The sequence below is a fragment of the Rhodococcus sp. Ni2 genome, from assembly GCF_021352185.1.
Lineage (GTDB): Bacteria > Actinomycetota > Actinomycetes > Mycobacteriales > Mycobacteriaceae > Rhodococcus_F > Rhodococcus_F qingshengii.
Genome location: NZ_WOXZ01000001.1, coordinates 2,532,480 through 2,556,382, shown reverse-complemented (window position 1 = coordinate 2,556,382; position 23,903 = coordinate 2,532,480). Strand labels below are relative to the sequence as shown.

Below are 23,903 nucleotides of genomic sequence, written 5' to 3'. Positions count from 1 at the left end.
GCGGTAACTCCCTGTCGTCAAATACATGTCAGCTCCCCTGTTCCGTCGCTTCGGTGAGAGGTTCGGCCGCTTGCTGGACGAAACCGCTCCTCCTGCCGCCCGAGTACTCGTTGATCGCGTCCAGAATCGCCTGTGCATGTTCCGAGGCGACCAGCACCTCGACACGCAACCGCTCGGTGAACACGACGTCGTTGCGTTGTCCGCGGAACTTGAGCGAGGCAGAGTCACTCGCGGAGACATGCGCTTCCGATACGACTATCGACTCCGCTCCGGCGGCCAGCAGCGCCTCCCGTAGCTTCTCGGACTCGATGGTCTGCAATACCGCGGTGATGAGTTCGTGCTTCGGGGCGCCGAGGTTCGGAACAAGTTTTGCCCCCTCGACCAGGACCCCCGAGTCGAACCCGCTGGTCTGCGGCGCACCACCCGCGTCCACGAATGCGGCGTTGTAGCGGTATGCGTCCATGCCTTGCTGACGACGGTCGATGTCCACCTGGTCTTTCGGGGCCAGCTTGAGACCGATGGTCTTCTCGATGCCCGTGGCGATCAGCCAGGTCACCACGAACGAGAAAGCGATGACGACGATCAACGCCAGCGCCTGCTCGCCGAGTAGTCCTGCCCCGCCGCCGAAGAAGAGTCCGTCGCGGCCGATCGAATTGATGGCTTTTTCGCCGAACAAACCGAGAAGGAGTGAACCGAGGATGCCGCCGATGAAGTGGACCGCGATGACGTCGAGCGCGTCGTCGAACTTGAAGATCGACTTGAGCGCGAGCGCGAAGTGGCAGACCAGTCCGGCAAGCGCGCCGATCGCCAACGCGGAGAAGGTGCTGACGAAGCCGGCGCAAGGGGTGACGGTCGCGAGACCGGCTACCGCGCCGGTGATTCCGCCGATCGCCGTGGCCTTGCCCTCGGTGTACCTTTCGATGACGAGCCAGACGACCATACCGCCCGCTGCGGCGATGTGAGTGTTCATCAAGGCTTGTGCCGCAACACCATCGGCGGCCAATCCGTCGCCTGCGTTGAATCCGAACCAGCCGAACCACAGGATGCCTGCGCCGATCAACGCCAGAGGCACCGAGTGCGGGACTGCCTCGGCGTTGGGCCATCCCGGACGTTTACCGACCACCAGCAAGATTGCCAGGGCGGCGGCGCCGGCGGATGCGTGGACGACAATTCCGCCGGCCCAGTCCTGAGCTCCGCGGAGCGCCAACCAGCCTTCGGGATTGAAGAGCCAGTGCGCAATCGGGGGGTAGACGATGATCGACCACAGCACGAGCAGAACGGCCCAGCCCAAGGGCTTGAGCCGGTTTGCGGTCGCACCGGTGATCAGCGCGGGCGTGATGATCGCGAACATCATCTGATAGACCACGAACGCCAGAGTCGGTACCGCGACTGCACCTTCGATCAGGTGGAAGCCCGGGGCGGCGGCTGTGTGTATGTCCTGCAAGCCGAACAATTTGAGGTCACCGAGGAAGCCGGAACCCCAGTCTCCACTGAACGCGAAGCTGTATCCGAACACGACCCAGGTAATCGAGACGAGTCCGAGTGGGACGAGGTTCTGCTGCAACATGACGAGCGCACTGCTACCACGCACCAGACCGGCGTAGAAGAAGGCGAGTCCGGGAACCATGAAGAGAACCAGACCCGCGGAGATCAGCACCCACGCCGTGTCCCCACTATCTATCACTGCTTCGGCTAACACCATTTCCATCGACATCGACGACCTCCGAGCATTATTCGGACCTGAACAAAGTCATTGGTTAGAGCAGCAATTCGCGATGTTCCGGTTCGCTGCGACAGTTACGCTACGCCCCATAGTTGCACCTTCTCAGCAAAATCGGGGGAACACCCGGTTTTCACGTTTAGTAGAGCATTGTTCTGGGAAAAGATGGGACTTTGCCTAAACATTGCGGACGCTCCACAACCTACAATTGCGAGACTAAATCTCGCCGAAAGTGGTTTAAGTCCTGCAAAATGGGGAACTTAGCCGCAGGTGAGCGCCACTTTCGGAGCAGAAATGCCGTTTCCAGCTCGGGACTTAGCTCCCTAACCAAGACAATCGCGAGCACCTTATGCGATTACCAACGTCGGTGACCCGCCTATCCAATCGGGTAGGTAATTTCACCGAACATCTTCTCACCTGTTCAGATGATTAACCTTCACCGCACTGAGGGCAATCCTGTCGTTAATATGTTCTTCATCCGTACTGGATATTTCGACCGGAAAGTCGAAGATCACCTTTCGATAACCTTTAAAGGTGAAATAATTTTCGCTGTAACTATTTTGTTATGCAGAACCTAGAGGGGAGGATTGATCCCACCAGGCGAGCACTCGGATGCCGGACAAAGTCAGCCACTTCGACGGCTCCCCCGCCTTTGTGTCGACCTCGAACCACACCCGCCCCGGTTGGCGACCGGCCTGGAGCCACGTCCCATCCGAGGCTCGAGCGGCCCGGATCATCTCGATCGCGTCCGCCATTCGCGGATCAGGCTCATTTCCATCCGACAACGACGCTTCGCGGAAGTAGTCGGCTGCGTTGAGCACGTTGTAACGCCACCGGAACGGGTACGCGAACCGGCCGATCCAGTCCCCCACCGGTTCCCCGGTCGAGAGTCTCCGGAACAGACCGCGCTGCAGCAAGAATTCCTCACCGGATCGTCGAGCCGCGCGCGTCTCAATTGTTCCCCCGGTCGCGATCTCGTACGCGAGAAGCCCTTTGAGTGAATTGAGGGTCGAATGGAACGACGATCGGGTCGAACCTTCGATCCACTCGCAGTTCCAACCACCATCCGGAAGTTGATGCCGCACAAACCAATCAGCCAGTTCATCAACGGGCATGCCGAGCCAAACACCGTTTGCCACCGTCCAGGCGTTGATGCAGCAATCGACCTCACCGTCCCAGTACGGCCGGCCCTCGTACTCCCAGCGACAGTTCTCCGCGAGCAGTTCTGCAGTACGACGCTCCCGCAGAACACTGGCGTCGAGGCCCCACTCACGCAAGGAGTTGAGCGTCCAAGTAGTTGCCGTCCAGGGTTGCGAACTTTGTTCTGCTGCTTCGGGTCCCGCAAAGTCGAATTCAGCCGGGAAGAACGCCCCACCCGCCCATTGGCCGTCTCGGTCCTGCAATGAAAGCAGGCGTGCACCAAACCCTTTGGTAGCGATCGACGCCCGCGTCGCCGCCCACACAGTGAGCGCTTCGTTCAGCAGGTCGCGCTCCACCTGCCACCGAATCGCTGGATCCGAATCGAGGAGCCACGCGAGCAAGTCGGTTCGGGGTGCCATCTGGCAATACTATCGAAAGGCGAAGCAGGCCATCCGGTTAACACATTTCTCGACGTCTGATGCAATGGTGAACTCCGGACCCGTTGCGTGGCCTACACCGGATAACCCAACGCCGCCCGCACCGCCACGATGTCGGCGGCAGCGACCTCCATTGGCTTGTCCCCCAACCGAACCAACGTGCCAATGGGCAGTTCCTCCACCACCGCAGATTGGGGGAGTTTGCTGCGATCGAACGTAACTCCTGAATGGAAGTATGTTTCCCATCCCACCTCCACCTCACCTTTCGACCGATTCTGAAGGTGCCGGTAGTCGCCGATGCTCCACCGAGCCCGAACTGCCCACGATCGCGTCGCCGGGTACGTTGCGCTGAGGCGATGATTCGGTCCGGTGGTAGAGCACGGTGACACGAGAGGCCCAGATATCGGCCTGCCCCCGTACGACCCTTAACGCCAGCGCAATCAGCGATTCGTCGGCAATGGTGCAGGAAAACGAGTCGATGCGTGAGGTACCCCCGAAACCGATCATGACCTCGAGATCCCTTTTGGTCAGACAAATTGATCATCTGCTCTTTGGAGACTGGATCCGAGGCACGTGCCACGTGGGGCAAGACCGCACACAAATTGCTTAGACTGTCTCCAGTCTGACTATCCAAGGCGCAGGCTCTAGGCACCGAGTCCGACGTTGGTCCAGATATCAAGGTAAGTGGAGTAATCGACCAGTTCAGGGGGTTCCGTCAATGACCACACAACACCCCTTGTCGATTCCTCACCAAAGTACAAGCAAAGATAACCGCCGCCGCCCGATCTGAATGTCGCGATGCAACGAGCCGGATCTGGGTACTCTTCAGGGGACAGCCCGTCCAGAATAGACCATTCAAAGCTGTCAATTCGAAACATATCTTCAAGAGGCAGTGGCCCGACAGTCTTACCGGCAATATAGTACCAACCGTTGTGCAAATTTGAATAGAAATTCTTTAGACTGGAGGGGAATTTATTCCAATACCCTGAAAGTTCATCACCATCCACTACCGGTGGCGTACCCAAATAGTAGAGATCGGTCCCGTCTGCCATTTTAATTTTATATAGAAGAAAGAACCTATTTTCAGACCTGAGCAACCGCACATCAGATAGATTATCTTTAATGTTTCTGTAAGTGTCGCCCAATATCGGTCGCCCAAATACGTCCCATTGGTCCAATATCCCAGAAATTCGAGCTGCAACGTCACCATTTAGTGCATCCAACCAATAATTCGGAAGCGCCATACGTTCAAGTGGTGTCAAGTCGTCAATCTCCGCAAGCACGGGCGAGTCGACACACCGCGAAATCTTGACCAGATCCACTACTGAACTCCATTCAATATATTAGATATCATTAACTATCCAGACGAGGCGGATGCTCGAAAAATGGGATGAGCTGCAGGGACTAGGGGAAGAGGACTACCGCTCGCGATGGCGCTGACAGCTACTGAATTGGGCTGCGCGAAGAGCAGCTTCGAGCCATCGATCATCCTGGTTACTGTACAGCTTACGCAAACCGGGCAGGTGTACGCCGCCATGTGGAAAGTACTGTTTCCCACGGCATCTCACTACAAGCTGTTCGGGTACGCGCGAGGGTGGTATCAAGGACAAAGCGCTCTACGCGCCGGCTCAGGTGTTGACCTGATTTCCGTCAGAATCGGTATCTCGTGCTTGGCGGTCAGTGTCTTTGTAGTGCAATTTGTCGTACCTGTTTACCGGAGGTGCATCCTTCTGCTCGCGGTAGAGCGCCCGTGTCAGCCAAGCACCGAAAACATCGTTGAATCCGGTGGGATGCCTTCGCGTGAGGAAGGGGGTCCACCACCACGCCACGAACACAGCAGCGAAACCGCACAAGAGGACAGGTCCGAGAATCGACCGCTGTGGAGCGGTGAGCCAAGCGAAAACGATGGTAAGGATCGACGAACTCCAGTAAATCGTTCTCGCATGACTGCGGTACATCACGTAGGGCGTAGATACGATCAACGCCACAGCCCCTGCAGCAATCGCACAAATCGCATAAAAGGTGGTCATGGTGCCGGTTCCGCTTGAGGAACGGTGTGTCGTCGGTATATGGAACTCTTCGGGAGAAAACGCAAAACGAGGACCGCCGCAGTGCCCGCGACAGCGCCGATCCGGGTGGTCGAATTGTCAGTCACGAGGAACACCATCCCACTCGCAGCCGTCAACGAAACGGCCAAGGTTATCGCGCCCCGCATCGGATTGCCTGCTGCGGCATCAAGCGCCGACAGCACCCCCGAGGCTAGGCAGAATGCAATGGCAGCGATCAGCAGGTAATGCACGGTCTCAGTCCCTTCTCTTGGAGCGATCGATCATTGTCTAAGGCTTCAATCAAATGATCGGCCTGCCCGGGTACCCAAGTATGCCCCGAGTAGCGATCCTCCGATTGCACCGATTCCGCCCCCGACTGCGGCACCTATCGGGCCGCCGAGAAACCCGCCGAGTGCGGCGCCACCTTTGCCGCCTGCCCATCCCAATGCGATTGCGCCACCGGAATTTCCCACAGTTTCGCCACGTGGCGCGCCTTCGCGCCACTTGATGACACCCGAGGCAACCTCAACTGCCACCGATAATCTGCTTAAAACAGTACCCACTGCCGCCGACCGAGCGGCCTGCGCAGCGCTCGGGAGCGAACCAGCATGATGCACACCGGTGTTCGCAAGGGCGCCCGCAGATTGCAAGCCCGAGGCGGGGCCACCGAGCGCGGTGCTGCCTTTACTCAAGACAGTTGCGATCTCGGAATCTGTATAGCCGCGGTCTCGCATCTGATCCACCTGCCATTGCAGGTCGTCAAGTTGTTGCTGTGCGGTCAGAGGGACGTTGCCAGTGAAGTCAGCAGGTACGTCGCCATGGGCGAGCGCCCGTTGGTTCGCGGCCCTCTGCGCGGGGCCGATCAAACCGTTGTTGGGATCAGAGTCAAAGATCCCGAATGGTAATTCCATTGGAGGATCTGGCTGCGTCTGCGTTTCCATGTCGAGGTTGTCGAGTGGGTTCCACGGAGGCTCGCTCGCTGTACCCCCGGGTGTATCGGTGCCCGAGTCGGTCGGCGATCCGATATCGAACGGCAGTGGTGTTGTCGGTGCCGGCTGCGTCGGGGCGTCCATGTCGAGGTTGTCGAGTGGGTTCCACGGAGGCTCGCTCGTATCGGTGCCCGAGTCGGTCGGCGATCCGATATCGAACGGCAGAGGCGTTGTCGGTGCCGGCTGCGTCGGCGGATCCATGTCGAGATTGCCCAGTGGGTCGATCCCGCCGACGTCGTTGTAGGGGGAGTCTGTCGGGACGTTGACCATGACCGGTCCGCCGGACTGGTTGACGACCTCACCGCCGCCTTGAAGGGGTGTAGCGGTGACGTCTCGTCCGGTGACCGGGTCGCTGCCGCCGTAGGGGCCGTCAGCAGTGACCGGGTAGATGACGCCCGGGGTCGGGATAACGACTTGGTAGAGCTTGCCGTCACGGATCTCGTAGTAGGTGGGAACCGGATCGCCGTTGACGTCGTACGCCCACGCAGCGGCAACGGTGCCCTGCAAGTCTCCGTTCGCGTCGTAGACACCGACGGACCCGTCGTCGTTGATGCTCATGTGTCCGCCGGGTGGTAGGTCGACCACCATTTCAGCTTCATGCGAGGAGGTTTCGTCGTGAATGAGGAAGATGGTGCGTTGTCCGCCACCTGGGTCGGGGATGACCACGACGTCCTGACCGCCGACGAAATACGGCATGAACGGTTTCGCGACCGTACCGACTACCTGGGAGAGAACCGACTCCCACGGACGCGCGCTCACACGCGCACTGAACGGTCCCGGCCGCCCCCTCACTCTCATACCCGCAGCGGTGAACGCCGCGGCCCCGACGAGGACCAGTTCGAGATACCGGTCACGGCCCGAGTCCTCCCCGGCGGTGGAAACATCCGCTGCCAGGTCCGGAACCGTTTGGGCCGGTGCGATATTCGAATCCGAATCCGCGGGGATCGGCCCGGGACCACGATCGGTGGTGGTTCCCTCACCCGGGGTGGGTGTGGGTGAGGGAACCGCTGATGCCGATGCATTGGGGAATGCACCGACACCAGTTTCCGAGGCCGGGGACTCGGAAGTAATGGGCGGAACCTCGATCGTCGGCACAGGGACGATGGGGGTGCCGTTGTAGGTGGGAAAGTTCGTCGGAGCATTCGCGCCGACATCCGGGCCACCGCCTGGAGCCTGCGCACCGGGGAGCCCGACCGTGGTCGTCGGCGCAACTGTCGCCGTCGTGGACGGCGCACTCAGGCACGGGTTGATGATCTCTGGCGGGATGGGTGCACCAGGTGGCAGCGACGCAATGAGATTCAGGTAGATCTGATGATCACGTGCCCGCACCGCCGCGCAGTTGACCGGAGCGGCGGAGAGTGCGATTCCCGCACCGATCACTCCGGCCGATCCGGTCAACAGCGCCCCGGCGGCAAGCACTCCCGCGAGAGTCCGGCGAAGTCGTCTACCGGACTTCACCGGTGCGCACCACGATTGTCACTCTTCTTCGTTCGGAGTAGCGCGATGAGTTTGTCTGCGCCCCACCAGAACAACCGTCCGGAGATCGACATCCACAAGAAGAATGCCAGGTAAACCAGGATCGTCCCGTAGTCGTTCGCCCAGCCGGCGAGCTTCCCGATCACCGCGAATGCCGCGATCAGCAACCCCAGTCCGACTGCGGTGGCGATCACAGCCTTGGAAAGTGGACTGAGTTCGCTGTCCGGATCCCAGTCATCAACGTCTGCAACGTCTTTACTATCGACGGCAGTGGATTCCGACTGGACACTGCGGCGTTCGGCGTTGTTGACGGTCATGGCTGGAACTCCAAATAGGAAGGGAGAGCGGGGACAACGGGTCGCCGACGTTCGGCCTGGTATCAGTTCCAGTACTGCTCCGTCAGCACTATGTGCCCCTCACTGGCGGGGTGATTCGGGTCGGAGACAAAGACATTGGCATGCCCACCACGCGCGGCTGCTTCACCGAGCACAGCTCCTTCGAGGGCGTCGACCTTGCCATCGGTAACAGTTATCGCGGAACCAGGCGCCAACCAGACCCCCCTCAGCGAACCTGGAACGATGTTCGCAATCGCATCAGGAATCGGGCTCGCCGCCAATGCCGCGGTTTCCGCATTCGAGAGCGACAGACCGATCCGGCCATGTTCCGGTTCGACGATCGGAGTTGCGGCAGATGCCACGCCGGCGCCGAGAACACCGATCAGGGCGATACCTGCGGTGAGAGTTCCGGCAGTGGCCAAGGTACGAATCTTCATGATTTCTCCTTTGTGGGCGTGATGAGTAACCACCCCTGGACGGGACGGATCGGGAATAGTCGCCAGCAGCGCTGACGACGGCTGCGTGGGTTAGAGCCAGGTGGGATCGGAGTACACGAACAACGTGTTGTCGGACGTCGCCGTCGACACCGAGAGTTGTGCGTACGAGCGGATCGTCACCGGCCCCATGCACGCATCAACCTTCACGTGCACGTTCTCTGCCGTGATCGACGCCTTCGACGACTCGAGATCCTTCTTCCCCAACGGAATCGTCGTGATCGTGCCCGGCGCAATCGTCGACTGAATACTCGGATTCACCGACGCATTCACACCCACGTTCGCCGACGGGACACCCGAAATACTCACACCGACAGACGGGCCGAGCGAAAAGCCAAGCCCCAAGCCAAGTCCGGAGGAAACATCGATCTGGCAGCCGATCTGCAATCCCTGCTCGACATATCCGGTCTTCACCGCCGAATCGCCCGCACCACCAATCGTGCCGGTCACCTTCGCCGACACGAACCCCTCACGGGTGAACGCCGTCGTCGCCAGGTTCGGCACCGGGTTCGCCGACAGTTTCGTCGCGGCGAGATCCAACGACCAGCCGTCATCGGTGACAGTGCTCGCGAACTTGTCCGCCAACGCCGTCGGCGTTGCCGATGCACTCCCTGCGAAGACCACACCAGACGACAGCGCGGCAACCGCACACGCCGCGAGCCCTACCGCGGCCCTCGATCGACGATGGGATACGCCGTTTTGCGATTCGATCGACATGAACTGCTCCTCCACGTGACACAGCAACCAGAGCGGTAGCCGACAACTAACTGAATTAGTTACCGGACGGTACCAATCGTCCTGTTTGCCCGCCAGTGCGCCATCTCCCCCATCTTGGATTTAGGGTGAACTTTCGGTAACAGATATATATCGACAGGCTTATCAGCAGCGAAAAGGACCTAGGTCCCACTATGAGCAAGGTCACCGTTTACGGACGAGAAGACCCCTCAGAAACAGTGCGGCAAATCTGATTCGACCCGCATCCTGCGGGCCTCAGAGCAGCTGAAGGCAGAAAGTGCGGGCATCAAGCCAGTGCGCGTACTTGAATATGAAACTAACAGGCATTACCTGGCAATCAATCGTGAAGTACGGCGCCCAAGCGGGGCCTGGGAGCGCAACGCTGCACAGCTCCCGCGGAGATACTCACTTCATGGTCGGCGCGAACTCGTCGGACCCACGGGCATCGCATCGTTAGCTTGTCAATCACTGATAGGCGCAGACGACGCACACAAGTAGTACGCAAGTACGAGAAAAGGCTCTGACCAAGACCGGAGTCCTTGATCAGAGCCCTACCAACTCAGGGTCGAACGTTATGCCGGTTCTCTCATGATGCCGAGATGCCGTGCAGTCCCGGACACCCCAGGAACCTCTTGCACAGGAGACCAGGTGTTCAGCCCGTCCGTGCTGTCGGAGTAGAGATACTTTCCTTCGGTATAGGCGTCGAGATAGATCCGCCAGTCGCCGCTCGGCAACTGAACCACGGCCGGACCTTCGACAAGCGAACCCCAATTTCCGGGCGGGACAAACGAATAAGGTCCCGTCACCGAAGGAGCGACCGCATGCTCGACGACCTTCTTCGTCTCGTTCTTGGTGAACGCATGATAGGTCGATCCGACTTTGACCACGGTGGTGTCGATGTGGTCCGCACCGATCCCGGCGAGCGGAACAGGCGGGCTCCACAACCGGAGCGACGGTTCCAACGCCGTCATCAGATACGGCACAAATCCTCCACCGGTCGACATCGACAGGATGACGTTGACGCGATCGCCGTCCACAAACCATTCAGGCGCCCAGGCCTTGGTGACGAATGGTGACAGCGACGGTCCGTCGCTGAAACCGGCCGAACCCGAGAAGCCAGGGGGGCTCGCAGAACCGGTGCCATCTCCCGTACCAGGCATCAAGGCGCAGCAAAACGGAACCGGATAGTTCCCCAGCGGCGTCCAGTTGATGCGGTCGCTGCTGCGTGCGAACCCGATGTTCGCCCCACCACCCGTCGTGTAGGTGAGGTAGTACACCCCGTCCGTGTTCCGGAAGATGCTCGGATCACGCACGAGCCCAGACGGCGGCCTGTACGCCGACTGCTGGACGAGCTGAAAGCCGGTGCCGTCAGCCGACTCGTAGACATCCATGTCGCGGTCGCTGGCATTGCTGAACGCCACCATCGTGTATTTCCAGTCAGGCGGCGGCGCGGCGCTGCTGGCAGGGGCTGCGACCAGCAACCCCGCGACGACGAGGATCACCAGCGATACAACAGAAAGGCCGGTCCGTTTTGTCGGAATCACCGATGAAGTATGTATGACAGCAGGCCCTCCATGGGTAACTTCGGTCGGAGGCAGAGCAGGATCGTTACCTAAGTCGATTCGTCTTGTAGTGACGGCGGGACGGCGGCAAGGTCGGCCGTTAGCATCACGCCATGGAACTTGGGGTGCATTTCGCGCTGTCAGACAGCGTGGCAGCGGAACTTCTGGACGCGCGCGGCGACGACGACAAACTCGGCGCTGTGGTCGAGGACATCGAGGAGACGGGCCGATCCGAGTTCTCGTGCGACACGGACAAGGCGTGGGATCCGATCCTGTGCGCCCTCTCCAGCACGGGGTACGAGCGCGTGCCCGAGAACTGGCCGGCCTACGGCGTGATCTTGGGGGACGAAGACCTCAACGCCGACACCGACGACCAACTCGTCACCTACCTGGCACCCGATCGGGTCGCCGAAGTCTCCTCGTACCTGGCGGAAATCACCGAATCCGAGTTCGGCGCGCGCTACGACGCGATGCCTCTCGACGACCGCAACCCGGAGTACGGTCCCGACGAGCGCCGGTACGCCTGGGGCTGGCTTCAGGAAGTGGCGGACTTTTTCCAGCGCGCGGCCCGAGAGAATCACCACGTGGTGTTCACGGTGCGGTTCTGACGGCCACCACCCAAGCAGTGTGACTTCCGAAACCGGTAAAGGGTCTGACCTGGAGAAGTCCTAGGTCAGAGCCTTTGCTTTTGACGGAAGCGGAGGGATTTGAACTCTTGCGCGTCCGCAGGCCGGGGATCGATTTTTGCCCTACCTGCGGTAATGGGTCAGGTGCGGTCACGCCGAATCACCCCCATTTTGTAGTAGGTGTGCTCATTTGTGCTCAGGGAACGCTCGACTACGGCTCGTTCCTTCCTCACCGTTCGATGTGGGATCCGACGTAGAACGTGACGACACCCGAGACATCCCTTCGGGCTAACGTGTGCCCTCATGATCGATTTTCTGAACTCGTCTGCTGGGATCTACCTGCTGTACTCACTGGCGGGCGTGTTCCAACTCTTCGGCATCGTGATCGTGGTGCGCGAGTTCCTGCGTGCGCGGCGTAACGACCAGTTGTTGCAGGGCAATCTTCAGGTGATTTGGAAGGTCTGGAATGAGATCGACGAGGATTCAGGCCCGCTTTCTGTCGAATACGCAGGCGGTGATGAAAGTTTCGCGGCGATGATCCGCCCCTCGGTCGAAACGGATATGCGAGTACGAAACGTCCGCCTGGCGCTCGAGCAAGTAATCGGACACAGAGAAGCGATGAAGGAGCCAAACAAATGGCTTGAGCGAGCGGGGCTACTGGGCCTCGTGCTCGGCATCATTCTCGGTCTGGCTGCGAGTCTCTTCTCAGTGACGTAGGTGAAACGGTCAAGGGTACGCGCTGAGTGAGTACCCTTTTCGCGCCACTGCGAAGAAGGGCGTGCGGTGAACGCACACCCTTTGTGAGATCCCGCAACGTTTCCCGGCGCCGGGAAGCGTTGGTGGGAGTCTTCGCCGATCGGCGAAGACTCAATGGGTGTCAGTACTACCGACACCCTTTTAGCTGATGTCGGCACAGCCGACATCAGGGTCTTGGGATCTGATCGCCAATCAGGCGTTGTTCACCTCAGCTTCTTTGACGACCTCGGCGCCCGTCCATTCATTGCGCCGGCGGATTTCGACTCCTCCGTCGAGGCTCACACCGATAGTGGTGAGACCGCGGTTCCCAGCGTTGGTGGCGATTGCATTGGTCAGAGGTTCGATGAGAGCTGTGAGTTGTGCGATTTTCGCAGCGTTGCGCGCGTCTGCCTCCGCGTCAAATTCGGTGAAGCCCGGTCCGCCGGCGAATTCACTGGGCAGCTCCAAGAGATGGAGGGCTTCGGTCGTTGCTGCATTGTCCCTGCTTCGAGGGCCATTGACGTGGACTCGTAGAACGATGAGGCTGCCACGGCGTCCCAAATCGTAGAAATCCGGCTGGACGTCGAACCTGACGGCCAGTGACGGCCGAACTACGGTGCCATCCAGAGTTTTGAGCCAGCAATTTTCGGTCATCGGCGAGCCTCTCGTCTCAGCGTGGAGCTGACGAGCTCCACCTGACAGAGATTACTGTTCGCTATCGACATCCACTGCGGCGTGAGGCCCAGGTTCGACTGGGTCTGTTTTGCCGCACTCACTACTGATGAGGGCAGACCTGGCGATGAGGCATGCCAGACATACCCCATCCGCGACCTGACCGTGTTTCAAACACGGTCAGGTCTGCGAGGGTGTCCACGTCGACGGACGCCCTTTCCGATGACCGGTTACTGGTTCTCTCCCTCCTACGCGCTGAGCGGGCTCGCGCACGCGTTGCACACGACGCTGGGAGGCGTCAACGCCCAGGGATTTCGCAGTCTCGGCTCGGAAGTGGTCCGTACGGCCAGGCCCCAGCGATGCCAACGCCCCTTGGCTTGGGAACCTTCCGAACAAGGTGACCGTTCAGTTTGCACGGACCGATCCGCGTCCGCTGTCTCAACCGTTTCTAGGGGCTGTTAGTGAATCTCATCCCGATCCCACAATCCACCAATGTCCGAGCCGCTGGCTACGATCCGGCAACGAGCACTCTGGTTGTCGAATTCCGTCAGAATCGCCGCTACTCGTACGCTGACGTGCCCATTGCGCTGTTCCACGAGCTCACCGATGGGCATCCCCATCCTTGGACGCGAACCGGTCGGCGGATCAAGGCTCATGTCCCAACGCGAATCAATTAACTACCTCGGTAGTAGTGAAGCACCCCGACTCGTTTCTGAGGCGGGGTGCTTCCGTTGTGCGGCCTGAGTCAGGCTGCGGTGGCGATCTTCACGACGCCGAGCGGCTGATACACCGCCAGGTGGTAGCGGGACTCGACGCGGGCACGCATCAAGTTCTTCTCGAAGTTGTCGCCCGAGCTGTCCCACTTGAGTTCCACGTTCGCGTCAGTGTCGACGGCGAGTGCGGTCGGGTCGAGCAGCACTGCAGTCTTGGCCGGCAGTGCCGTGCAGATCGCAATGTTCACGCCCCAGAGGGTGCGCTTGGCACGATCAACCGGACCACCGAGTTCGAGACTGCCGGCTGAGTCGGTGCGGGCAAGCTCGAGCTTCTCCCAATCGGCAGGGCTGAGAACGAACGTGCCAGCGGTGTGGCCGATGCTCTCGACTGCGGTCACGGCCTTGCGACAGCGCATGCTCGGACACGCGTCGGCCGCGATGACCCTCGACACCTACGCGGACCTCTTCGACGACGATCTCGACGCCATTGGAATCTCACTGAATCAGGCACGTTCAGAGACGGGTGTGCTCAAAACGTGCTCAAAGAATGCGAACTAGTGGCTGACTTTGATCGAAAAAAGTCCCTCACCTGCATGAACAAGTGAGGGACTTTGGCGGAAGCGGAGGGATTTGAACCCCCGGTGGGTTTAACGCCACGCTCGCTTTCAAGGCGAGTGCATTCGGCCGCTCTGCCACGCTTCCGTGGGCGATCCTATCGGGTGTTCCCACGGACCGCGAAAACGGCTCCGGAGTCAGCGCTCGCCGATGGCTTTGTCGACCTTCTCGAAGACGTCTGCCAGCACGTCCAGTTCCTGGGGAGTCAGCAGATCGACCAGATTGTTCCGCACTCCGGCCACGTGAGTAGGCGCTGCCTCGGCGAGGCGACGCCTACCCTCTTCCGTGATCCGAGCGAGCACGCCGCGACCATCTTCGACGCAAGTGTCTCGCACGACGATGCCCTGAGATTCCATCCGCCTGATCTGGTGCGTCAGGCGGCTCCGCGAAGACAGCACGCCGTCTGCCAGGTCACTCATCCGCAACGACCCGTCAGCTGACTCCGAGAGCATGACCAAAATGCGGTAATCGGCCAACGACAGGTCGTGTGAATCCTGCAGTTCGCGGTTGAGAACCTCCATGAGGCGCTGATTACCGTCCATGTAGCCGCGCCATGCACGCATCTCGCACGGCGTCAGCCACGGTGTCTCACCGTGCGCCGCCTGCGATGTCTCCTCGGTTGTCGCTTCAGCTGTCACAGGTTCCAAGTTTAGACCTGTGTCCGCCCGTCACAGTAAGACTCACCCTAAAGTCACGAATTGGACATCAGGATCGAACGATCGATTTCGGCGACCGATGCCAGCCCCGCCAGTCCCATGGTGAGATCCAGGTCGGCCAAGAGACTCCGGAGCGCATGACGCACTCCGTCCGCTCCGGCCAATCCCAACCCGTACACCCACGGCCGCCCGTACAGCACTGCGTCGGCACCCAAGGCCAGAGCCTTGATTACGTCTGCGCCACAACGAATTCCGGAGTCCATCAGGATGTCCACCTCATGCCCCACCGCATCAGCGACGGGACCGAGAGCGTCGAGTGCCGAAATCGACCCGTCGACCTGACGCCCACCATGGTTGCTCACCACAATGCCGTTGGCGCCGGCCGCGACGGCCTCACGTGCGTCGTCGGGATGGACAATTCCCTTCACTGCGATCGGAAGTGTCGTCCACTGGCGAAGTTTCGCGATATCCGCGATCCGCACCGCATGGTTACCGAACAACGACACCCACGTGAGAACCGCGATCTGCAGCGCTTCTGCGCTCTCCTCGGGCGGCGTCGCCAGTTTGGCGCGGAACACCGGATCCGACAGATAGTTGGCAATACCCTTCGCCTGCAGGAACGGAAGGTGGCCGAGCTCGAGATCCCTTGGACGCCAACCCATACCGGGAGTGTCGGCAGTCAGGACGATAGCCTTCGCGCCCGCCGTCTCCGCTCGGCGGACAAACGACTCCGCAAGTTCGTCGTCGGCCGGCCAGTACAGCTGGTACCACCAGTTCTCGCCGGAGGCCGCCGCTACGTCTTCGATGGTCGAGGATGCCGCCGTCGAGAGAATCGATCCGATCCCCAACTCGGCAGTGACCGAACCGACCGCAACCTCGGCGTCGTCGTGGACCAAGCCGAGCACGCCCACCGGAGCCGTCAGGATCGGTGCAGCCAACCGCGTCCCCAACACCTCGACGCTCAGATCACGCGCGTCGGGCGCCGCAGTCCCCCGCAACATCCGCGGCACGATCGCATGCTTGTCGAACGCCCGCAGATTCGACACCGCGGTTCGTTCGGTCGACGCGCTACCGGCGATGTACCCGAAGGCCTCCGGTGAGAGTTGCTCGCGCGCGGCATCTTCCAAGCCTGCCGCAGTCATCGGCAAAGCCGGCTTCGCGCCGCTCAGTCCCGTCAGATAAATCTCGTTCTGCATGTTCCCGAAGTAAGTCACGTCCGCGACGGTAGCGGCAAAACACCCGTCAGCGGGGAGATTCGCTAGCGTCGTATCCATGTACGCCATAACGATCGATCAGCCCGGCGGTCCCGAGGTCATGAAATGGGCGCAGCAGCCCGATCCTGAACTACCTCGCGGGCACGTACTCGTCGAGGTCGCCGCGACCGCAGTCAACCGCGCCGACCTGCTCCAACGTCAAGGCTTCTACCCGCCGCCGCCCGGCGCGAGTGACATTCTCGGCCTCGAATGCTCGGGTGTGATCACCGAACTCGGCGAAGACGTCACCGGTTGGTCCGTCGGCGACGAAGTCTGCGCACTGCTGGCCGGCGGTGGCTATGCCGAGAAGGTTGCGGTCCCGGCAACACAACTTCTCCCCGTTCCCGCTGGCGTCGATCTCCGTGTCGCAGCGTCACTGCCGGAAGTTGCGTGCACAGTGTGGTCCAACGTCGTGATGCGCGGCGGACTACGACGCGGACAGGTACTACTCGTCCATGGCGGTGGCGGCGGAATCGGCACCCACGCCATCCAGGTCGGCAAAGCCCTCGGCGCCCGCGTCGCAGTTACCGCGGGTTCGGAGGACAAATTGAACCGCTGCCGCGAATTGGGCGCGGATATTCTCATCAACTATCGCGACAGCGACTTCGTAGCATCACTCGCCGAAGCCACCGACAACCACGGCGCCGACGTGGTTCTGGACAACATGGGAGCGTCGTACCTCGGGCGCAACGTCGACGCACTCGCCATGGACGGCCACGTCGTGATCATCGGAATGCAGGGTGGCCGCAAGGGCGAGGTCGACATCGCCAAGCTGATGGGAAAGCGCGGAAACATCACGTCGACGGGCCTGCGTGGGCGTCCGCTCACCGGCCCCGGCGGTAAAGCGGACATCGTCGCCGACGTCCGCGCGAAATTGTGGCCGTTGATCGCAGACGGATCGGTTCAACCGATCGTGTCGACCGAACTCCCGATCACCGAGGCGCCATTAGCCCATCAGTTGCTGGATTCGCCGGAAACCGTAGGCAAGGTCATCCTCACCGTGAAGTGAGCCGAGCGGGATCGATCAGCCCAGGGCGCCGAGTTCGGCGACCAGCTGATTGATCTCGTACCGCGTCGTGTACGGCGCAAGGCCGACGGTGACCGCGCCGCCTTCGTCGTTGACACCGAGGGCGTCGAGCAGCCTGGAACCGCCGTGCGTACCGCTGACCGTCGCGATGCGCTTGTCGGCCAGATGCGCGGCGACCTTGTCTGCCGCCATGCCCTCGAGCGTGAAGCTGAGCGTCGGCACCCGCGTAGGTGCGCCGCCGATCACCATCACGTTGGGTAGGGCTGCGAGAGAACGCATGAGGTGATCGAACAGACCGTCCTGGTAGTCCTGCAGCGAGCTGATCGAGGTTTCGAGGCGCTCACGCCTGGTTCCCGTTGCCGATTCGTCCAAGCCCGCCAGGAAATCGATCGACGACGTGAGACCGGACAGCAGCGCGAACTGATGACCGCCCACCTCGAGTCGCTCGGCGCCACGCGCGTACGGGTTGAGCGACACGGCCGGAATTCGGTCGAGCAGTCCGGGATCGCGGAAGACGAGTGCGCCCACCTGCGGACCGCCCCACGACGGCGCGCTGACGGCAACGATGTCCGCCCCGAGATCAGCCATGTCCACATGCGCATATGGCGCTGCACCGACGGCGTCGACCACCATCAGTCCGCCGAATTCGTGCAGACGATCAGCTGCGGCGCGGACGTTCGGAGCCGAACCGACGACCGGTGATGCGGCCGTCAAGGCCACCAATCGAGTGGTCGAGGTGATGAGATCGTTGAACTGCCAACTCGGGAGCTCACACGTTTCGATTTCGACCTCTGCCCATCGCACCTGAGCGCCGTAGCGACTGGCCACACGAAGCCAGGGCGCGACGTTCGCCTCTTCGTCGAGGCGCGAGAGTACGAGACCGGTTCCGAGGCCCAACCGCGAACTGAGCGACTCGGCGAGCCAAGCCAACAACACCGCTCGGTCTGATCCGAGAACGACTCCCGCAGGATCTCCGCCGACCAGATCGGCGACCGCGGTGCGCGCACTCTCGAGAATGGCAGCACTACGACGGTTCGAGACGTGGCGACCGGAGGAAGAAGATGCAGAGGCACGGAACGCGGTGGAGACCGTCCGCGAGACGGCGTCCGGGATCTGCATTCCGGCCTGCGGATCGAGGTGGATCCAGCCGTCACCGAGTGAGGGAATCAACCCCCGTACGCGGGCAACGTCGTAAGCCATGCTCGACACTCTAGGTGCAGACGCCCGCTTAGTCGAAGGCAGTCACCCAATTACCCGTCAGTACAGTTATTCGATAGCTAACTTTTTGGGGGTTACGCGGCGTTTGTCGCCCACACACGACAAGATGGAAGCATGACGAACCCCGACAAAGAGCAGGTACTCGTTATCGGACCCGACGGTCGACCCGTCGCGATGCCGGCGGCCGAGGCAGAGGCCTCCACCTCCGGCACCACCGAAGGCGCGGAATCCGAAGCCGAGTCCGTCGCCGAGATGGTCGAGCAGCCGGCCAAGGTCATGCGAATCGGCACGATGATCAAACAACTCTTGGAAGAAGTGCGCGCCGCGCCGCTCGACGACGCCAGCCGCAAGCGCCTCAAGGACATCCACACCTCGTCCATCCGAGAACTGGAACAAGGCCTGGCACCCGAACTCCGTGAAGAACTCGAGCGACTGAGCCTCCCGTTCACCGACGACTCCATTCCCTCCGACGCCGAACTGCGAATCGCGCAGGCCCAACTCGTCGGCTGGCTCGAAGGACTGTTCCACGGAATTCAAACCGCACTGTTCGCGCAGCAGATGGCAGCGCGCGCTCAGCTCGAACAAATGCGTCAGGGCGCACTGCCTCCCGGCATGAGCATCGGGGCTCCGCATTCGCCTGCACATCCGGACCAACAGAGCCCAGGAACCGGCCAGTATCTGTAACTCGGACCACCGCTAGGTCCGAGGGAAATCCGGCGCCGACGCCAGGCCGGTAGGCTCGACCTCCGTGTCAGCATCCGCAATCGAATCCGAGACGCCGGACGCACCTGCGCCCGTGTCCGACTCCCAGACGTTCCGTCGTGCGTTCAAAGACCTTCGCGACGGTCTGAATCAGCGTGAGTTGTGGCTCAGCCTCGGCTGGCAGGACATCAAACAGCGCTACCGCCGGTCGGTGATCGGACCGTTCTGGATCACGATCGCCACCGGCGTGCAGGCCGGCGCGATGGGTCTTCTGTACTCCGCGTTGCTGAACATTCCGCTCAAGGAGTTCCTGCCGTACGTCACGGTCGGCCTGATCGTGTGGAACCTGATCAGTGCAGGCATCCTCGAAGGCTCCGAGGTCTTCATCGCCAACGAGGGCCTGATCAAGCAGTTGCCGTCGGCGTTGAGCGTGCACGTATATCGCCTGGTTTGGCGTCAGGTGCTGTTCTTCGCGCACAACTTTGCGATCTACATAGTTCTGCTGTTCGCGTTCAGCATCTGGCAGAACATGAGCTGGACTGCGCTGGCGGCGATACCGGCATTCCTGCTGATCGTGGCGAACACGCTGTGGGTCTCGATCGTCTTCGGCATCTTCTCCACCCGATACCGCGACATCGCCCCCATCCTGGGCAGCATGACGCTCCTGCTGTTCGTGCTGACGCCGATCATGTGGACAACTCAGGCCCTCAAGGACCAGGGCGGGCAAGCCAGCGAGCGAGTCCGGCTTGCCGAGCTCAACCCCCTGTACCACTACCTCGAGATCATCCGAGCACCACTCATCGGGGCCGACCAGCAGGCATACCACTGGTACATCGTCATCGCCTTCACCGTCGTCGGCTGGGCCGTCGCGATTCTGGCACTCCGCAAGTACCGGGCACGCGTGCCCTACTGGGTCTAGAGGAAACACATGAGTCAGCCAGTCAGCATCCACACACAGAACGCGTGCGTCGACTTCCCGATCTTCGACGCGAAATCCCGCTCGCTCAAGAAGGCCTTCCTCGGCAAGGCCGGAGGATCCATCGGCCGCAACGACTCCGATGTCGTCGTCGTCGAAGCGCTCCGCGACATCACGATGACGCTCAAGGAAGGCGACCGCATCGGGCTCGTCGGCCACAACGGCGCCGGCAAATCCACCCTGCTGCGCCTGCTCTCCGGAATCTACGAACCGACCCGGGGATCCGCCAGCATTCGCGGACGCGTCGCACCCGTCTTCGACCTCGGTGTCGGCATGGACCCGGAAATCTCCGGGTACGAGAACATCATCATCCGCGGCCTGTTCCTTGGTCAGACCCGCAAGCAGATGCTCGCGAAGATGGACGAGATCGCCGAATTCACCGAACTCGGTGAATACCTCTCCATGCCACTGCGTACCTACTCCACCGGTATGCGCGTTCGCGTTGCCATGGGCGTCGTGACCAGTATCGATCCCGAGATCTTGCTTCTCGACGAGGGCATCGGTGCCGTCGACGCGGAATTCATGAAGAAGGCCCGCATCCGGCTGCAGAAGCTGGTGGAACGCTCCGGCATCCTGGTATTCGCCAGCCACTCCAACGAATTCCTCGCTCAGCTGTGCAACAGTGCGATGTGGATCGACCACGGCCAGATCCGCATGCAAGGCGACATCGAAGACGTCGTGCGCGCCTACGAAGGTGACGACGCCGCCGAACATGTGCGCCACGTGATCAAGGAGATGGAACGGGAGAACACCCCGTGAGCGCACCCGAGAAAATCATCGGGGTCGTCGTCACTCACAAGCGTCGTGAACTGCTGGCCGAATCCTTGAAGGTTCTCAGCACCCAGTCGCGTCCGCTCGATCATCTGGTTGTCGTCGACAATGCCGACGAAGCCGATGTGAAAGAGCTCGTCGACAACGCTCCACTGCCGACCAGTTACATCGGTTCTCAGCACAACCTCGGCGGTGCCGGAGGATTTGCTCTTGGCATTCTCTACGCGCTTTCACTCGGCGCCGACCGCGTCTGGCTCGCCGACGACGACGGCCGCCCGGACGGCCCCGAAGTCCTGGAAACACTGCTCGACTGTGCAATTCGGAACGACCTGGCCGAGGTCTCCCCCGTCGTCTGCGACATCGACAACCCCGACCGCCTCGCCTTCCCACTTCGCCGCGGTACGTCGTGGCGCCGGTTGCGTTCCGAACTCGGCGACGAGGATCTCCTGCCCGGTATCGCGTCCCTCTTCAACGGCGCACTGTTCACCGCCGACGCGATTGATGCCGTCGGAGTTCCGGATCTACGCCTGTTCGTCCGCGGCGACGAGGTCGAGGTACACCGTCGCCTCGTGCGCTCCGGCCTGAAGTTCGGTACCTGCCTGCAAACTGCTTATGTCCACCCCAACGGCGCGGACGAGTTCAAGCCGATCCTCGGCGGACGCATGCACACGCAGTACCCCGACAACGACACGAAGCGCTACTTCACGTACCGCAACCGTGGATACATCCTCTCCCAACCGGGAATGCGGAAACTGCTTCCGCAGGAATGGGTTCGGTTCGGCTGGTACTTCCTGATCACACGCCGCGATCCGGCCGGACTGCGCGAGTGGATGCGATTGCGCAAGCTCGGCCGGGAAGAGAAGTTCGAACGTCCGAGTTAAGTCGGCCGCCCCGAGTTAATTCAGTTGCACAGTCGCGTCTGCGGCTGAGACGATTCTGATCCGACGCATGGTGCGTCCTGAGATTTTCGAGGAGTGAGTATTGATGACTGTCGTGTTCCGCAGTTTCAGCACCGTCAACATTCACACTTCTTCGTACTCGAGGACACACTCACCATGCCGGAAAACAGCACGCCCCTGACCGAATACGGTTGGAACGCAACACTCTCGAACACATTCACTGCCCTGGCCCCACCGGACTCCGCACCCGGGCGCGTTCTTCGCGTCGACCGAGGGCGGTGTGACGTGGCCGTCGCCGAAGGCACAGTTCGCGCACTCAGCGGCAGCGATCCACTCTGTACGGGTGACTGGGTCGCCGTGGCCGAGTTACGGGACTCACGCGAACCCGAGATGCACACGGTCACTTCGATACTCCCTCGATCAAGCAGCATCGTTCGATCCTCGGCATCCGGAAAATCGGAAGGCCAGATTCTGGCTGCGAACGTAGACACAGTCGTCATCGCCACGGCTTCGGACGGCGACGTCGATCTCGGGCGCATCGAGCGGCTACTCGCACTCACCTGGGAGAGCGGCGCAACACCTGTCATCGCACTCACCAAATCCGATGCAGCTCACTATATCTCCGACACTCTCACCCAAGTCTGCGCCATCGCGCCCGGCGCAACCGTGCTTGCTGTGAGTGCCGAGACCAACGAAGGAATGGATGTACTCGATGCAGTTCTGGACGGCACCGTGGCGATACTCGGTCCATCAGGCGCCGGTAAGTCGACGCTCGCGAACGCCCTCCTCGCGGACACCACAGACGCCGATCGACTCGAGACCGGTCGCGTTCGGACCGGTGACGGAAAGGGACGCCACACCACCGTCACCAGAGAGTTGATCTCATTCTCCGGCGGCCGGACACTGATCGACACACCCGGCCTGCGAGGGGTCGGCATGTGGAACGCGGCGGAGGGGATCGACAAGACGTTCCCCGAGATCGAGGAGCTGATTGCAGAGTGCCGGTTCTCCGATTGCGCACACAACTCCGAGCCGGGATGCGCAGTCCTGAGCGCACTCGGGCGTGGCGATATCGATGAGCGGAGGCTCGCGAGCTACCGGAAACTACAGCGAGAGAATGCATGGAACGCCGCGCGAAGCGATGCTCGTCTGCAGGCAGAGAGGACGCGGGAGATCAAGGTGATCTCCCGACAACTCAAGAGTCACTACCGCGGTCGGGACCGGTAGCGAACAAAGCCTGGCAGCATGGGAGTGATCCCGACGAGAGGTTGCCATGTTCGAGCAGTTCCGTTCCAGCGCCAGAACCAAGCTTCAGCGTGCGGTATCCGAGGTGGTCGAGGCCGCCGACCGGCGCAACGCAGATCGCACGCAACAGATCCTCGATGCGCTGACGCTCTCACGTGACGAACTGGCCGGGGCCCGCGGTGACATCGCGGGCCTCCGGTCCAGGATCGACGAACTGGAATTTCGTCAGCGACGGGATCTGGCCTACGCCGTGGACCTGCAAGCGACGGCATCGACCGCAGAATTCATCCTCGAACACCTTCGCGTCGCCGAGACGTTCGGCCACCCACACGACACGCTTCGCCATGCACTGGGATTGATCGAAATACCCGGCATGGCACTCGAATTCGGCGTTGCCAGCGGAACCACACTCAGGATCATCGCGGAGGCATTCACCGAACGCGAGGGAACCGTCGCGGGTTTCGACGTGTTCTCCGGCCTTCCGGAAACCTGGCGGACCGGGTTCCCGGTTGGTGAGTTCGCTCAGGAATCAGTCCCCGAAGTACCTGGAGCGCAACTTGTTCCGGGCCTCTTCGAGGACACCCTGCCCTCGTTCCTGAACGACGAACCCGGCCCCGTTGCGTTCCTGCACCTCGACGCCGATCTCTACTCGTCCACCAAGACGGTGCTCGATCTCCTCGGCGACCGCCTGGTACCCGGGTCGATCGTCGTCTTCGACGAATTCTTCAACTATCCCGGGTGGCAGCAGCACGAGTGCCGGGCGTGGACGGAGTTCGTCACACGCACCGGCATCTCGTTCGAATATCTCGGGTACACCGTCGACAACGAGCAGGTCATCGCCAAGATAGTGCGTTGAGGC

At 61.2% G+C, this 23,903-nt stretch carries 23 protein-coding genes, 1 tRNA gene and 1 pseudogene; 10 read left to right on the top strand and 15 right to left on the bottom strand.

Translation table 11 applies throughout. From position 1 onward, the window contains the following. Positions 1-28: 28 nt before the first annotated feature. The 9 genes and pseudogenes from amt to GN300_RS12360 all read right to left on the bottom strand — a co-directional run bounded on the left by amt (position 29) and on the right by GN300_RS12360 (position 10,798). Entirely contained in the window at positions 29-1,714 is a 1,686-nt protein-coding gene (gene amt, locus GN300_RS12400; RefSeq protein ID WP_063315243.1) for an ammonium transporter, read from the bottom strand. Between the two features lie 569 nt (positions 1,715-2,283). Beyond that, positions 2,284-3,279, bottom strand: coding sequence for a hypothetical protein (locus GN300_RS12395; RefSeq protein ID WP_063315244.1), 996 nt, complete (start codon positions 3,277-3,279; stop codon positions 2,284-2,286). A 92-nt stretch (positions 3,280-3,371) separates the two neighbouring features. Continuing rightward, positions 3,372-3,611, bottom strand: a pseudogene (locus tag GN300_RS12390) (hypothetical protein); the annotation flags it as partial. Between the two features lie 330 nt (positions 3,612-3,941). Beyond that, positions 3,942-4,619, bottom strand: a complete 678-nt coding sequence (locus GN300_RS12385) for an SMI1/KNR4 family protein (protein ID WP_054781775.1) — start codon at positions 4,617-4,619, stop codon at positions 3,942-3,944. A 1,022-nt stretch (positions 4,620-5,641) separates the two neighbouring features. Beyond that, positions 5,642-7,792 (bottom strand): hypothetical protein, encoded by a 2,151-nt coding sequence (locus tag GN300_RS12380; RefSeq protein ID WP_063315245.1) that lies wholly within the window; start codon positions 7,790-7,792, stop codon positions 5,642-5,644. Further along, complete coding sequence (locus GN300_RS12375) at positions 7,789-8,127, bottom strand: hypothetical protein (protein WP_029254242.1); 339 nt, start codon at positions 8,125-8,127, stop codon at positions 7,789-7,791. Before GN300_RS12375 ends, GN300_RS12380 begins: the two co-directional genes overlap by 4 nt. A gap of 62 nt (positions 8,128-8,189) precedes the next feature. Further along, positions 8,190-8,582, bottom strand: a complete 393-nt coding sequence (locus GN300_RS12370; RefSeq protein WP_020968150.1) for a hypothetical protein — start codon at positions 8,580-8,582, stop codon at positions 8,190-8,192. Positions 8,583-8,672: 90 nt separating this feature from the next. Next, positions 8,673-9,356, bottom strand: coding sequence for an MspA family porin (locus tag GN300_RS12365; RefSeq protein WP_020968149.1), 684 nt, complete (start codon positions 9,354-9,356; stop codon positions 8,673-8,675). Between the two features lie 590 nt (positions 9,357-9,946). Then, complete coding sequence (locus GN300_RS12360) at positions 9,947-10,798, bottom strand: glycoside hydrolase family 43 protein (RefSeq protein ID WP_007731746.1); 852 nt, start codon at positions 10,796-10,798, stop codon at positions 9,947-9,949. Between the two features lie 251 nt (positions 10,799-11,049). Between GN300_RS12360 and GN300_RS12355 the strand changes: the two genes are divergently transcribed. Next, positions 11,050-11,544, top strand: a complete 495-nt coding sequence (locus GN300_RS12355) for a YfbM family protein (RefSeq protein ID WP_058038035.1) — start codon at positions 11,050-11,052, stop codon at positions 11,542-11,544. A 321-nt stretch (positions 11,545-11,865) separates the two neighbouring features. After that, positions 11,866-12,279, top strand: a complete 414-nt coding sequence (locus GN300_RS12350) for a hypothetical protein (protein WP_007731749.1) — start codon at positions 11,866-11,868, stop codon at positions 12,277-12,279. 231 nt (positions 12,280-12,510) lie between these two features. Here GN300_RS12350 and GN300_RS12345 read toward each other — a convergent pair whose 3' ends face one another. Further along, on the bottom strand, positions 12,511-12,951 hold the full coding sequence (locus GN300_RS12345) for a hypothetical protein (protein ID WP_007731752.1): 441 nt from the start codon (positions 12,949-12,951) through the stop codon (positions 12,511-12,513). 479 nt (positions 12,952-13,430) lie between these two features. On the opposite strand from GN300_RS12345, the gene GN300_RS29985 reads away from it, so the two are divergent. Next, on the top strand, positions 13,431-13,646 hold the full coding sequence (locus GN300_RS29985) for a KTSC domain-containing protein (RefSeq protein ID WP_054827089.1): 216 nt from the start codon (positions 13,431-13,433) through the stop codon (positions 13,644-13,646). A gap of 68 nt (positions 13,647-13,714) precedes the next feature. On the opposite strand, the gene GN300_RS12340 is transcribed toward GN300_RS29985, so the two are convergent. The 4 genes from GN300_RS12340 to GN300_RS12320 all read right to left on the bottom strand — a co-directional run bounded on the left by GN300_RS12340 (position 13,715) and on the right by GN300_RS12320 (position 16,227). Continuing rightward, on the bottom strand, positions 13,715-14,134 hold the full coding sequence (locus tag GN300_RS12340) for a phage major capsid protein (protein ID WP_156511698.1): 420 nt from the start codon (positions 14,132-14,134) through the stop codon (positions 13,715-13,717). Between the two features lie 160 nt (positions 14,135-14,294). Continuing rightward, positions 14,295-14,384, bottom strand: a tRNA-Ser gene (locus GN300_RS12330). Positions 14,385-14,434: 50 nt separating this feature from the next. Beyond that, positions 14,435-14,860, bottom strand: a complete 426-nt coding sequence (locus GN300_RS12325; RefSeq protein WP_020968140.1) for a MarR family winged helix-turn-helix transcriptional regulator — start codon at positions 14,858-14,860, stop codon at positions 14,435-14,437. Between the two features lie 128 nt (positions 14,861-14,988). After that, positions 14,989-16,227: a lactate 2-monooxygenase gene (locus GN300_RS12320; RefSeq protein WP_044480920.1), complete on the bottom strand. Its 1,239-nt coding sequence runs from the start codon at positions 16,225-16,227 to the stop codon at positions 14,989-14,991. On the opposite strand from GN300_RS12320, the gene GN300_RS12315 reads away from it, so the two are divergent. After that, entirely contained in the window at positions 16,226-17,215 is a 990-nt protein-coding gene (locus GN300_RS12315; RefSeq protein ID WP_007731765.1) for an NAD(P)H-quinone oxidoreductase, read from the top strand. The genes GN300_RS12320 and GN300_RS12315 overlap by 2 nt on opposite strands. Before the next feature lie 15 nt (positions 17,216-17,230). Here the strand turns inward: GN300_RS12315 and GN300_RS12310 are convergent, their stop codons facing one another. Then, positions 17,231-18,433, bottom strand: a complete 1,203-nt coding sequence (locus GN300_RS12310; RefSeq protein WP_007731767.1) for a cysteine desulfurase-like protein — start codon at positions 18,431-18,433, stop codon at positions 17,231-17,233. A 132-nt stretch (positions 18,434-18,565) separates the two neighbouring features. Between GN300_RS12310 and GN300_RS12305 the strand changes: the two genes are divergently transcribed. From GN300_RS12305 to GN300_RS12280, 6 genes are all read left to right on the top strand, one after another. Next, positions 18,566-19,135 (top strand): bacterial proteasome activator family protein, encoded by a 570-nt coding sequence (locus tag GN300_RS12305; protein ID WP_003943894.1) that lies wholly within the window; start codon positions 18,566-18,568, stop codon positions 19,133-19,135. Positions 19,136-19,199: 64 nt separating this feature from the next. After that, positions 19,200-20,072, top strand: coding sequence for an ABC transporter permease (locus tag GN300_RS12300; RefSeq protein WP_029254233.1), 873 nt, complete (start codon positions 19,200-19,202; stop codon positions 20,070-20,072). A gap of 9 nt (positions 20,073-20,081) precedes the next feature. After that, complete coding sequence (locus GN300_RS12295) at positions 20,082-20,888, top strand: ABC transporter ATP-binding protein (RefSeq protein WP_007731776.1); 807 nt, start codon at positions 20,082-20,084, stop codon at positions 20,886-20,888. Further along, positions 20,885-21,781, top strand: coding sequence for a glycosyltransferase (locus GN300_RS12290; protein ID WP_054825477.1), 897 nt, complete (start codon positions 20,885-20,887; stop codon positions 21,779-21,781). Before GN300_RS12295 ends, GN300_RS12290 begins: the two co-directional genes overlap by 4 nt. Before the next feature lie 174 nt (positions 21,782-21,955). Further along, positions 21,956-23,026, top strand: a complete 1,071-nt coding sequence (gene rsgA, locus GN300_RS12285; RefSeq protein ID WP_063315962.1) for a ribosome small subunit-dependent GTPase A — start codon at positions 21,956-21,958, stop codon at positions 23,024-23,026. Positions 23,027-23,072: 46 nt separating this feature from the next. Further along, positions 23,073-23,900 carry a TylF/MycF/NovP-related O-methyltransferase gene (locus tag GN300_RS12280; RefSeq protein WP_063315246.1) on the top strand — a complete coding sequence of 276 codons (828 nt, stop codon included), beginning with the start codon at positions 23,073-23,075 and terminating at the stop codon, positions 23,898-23,900. The last annotated feature ends 3 nt before the right edge of the window (positions 23,901-23,903 follow it).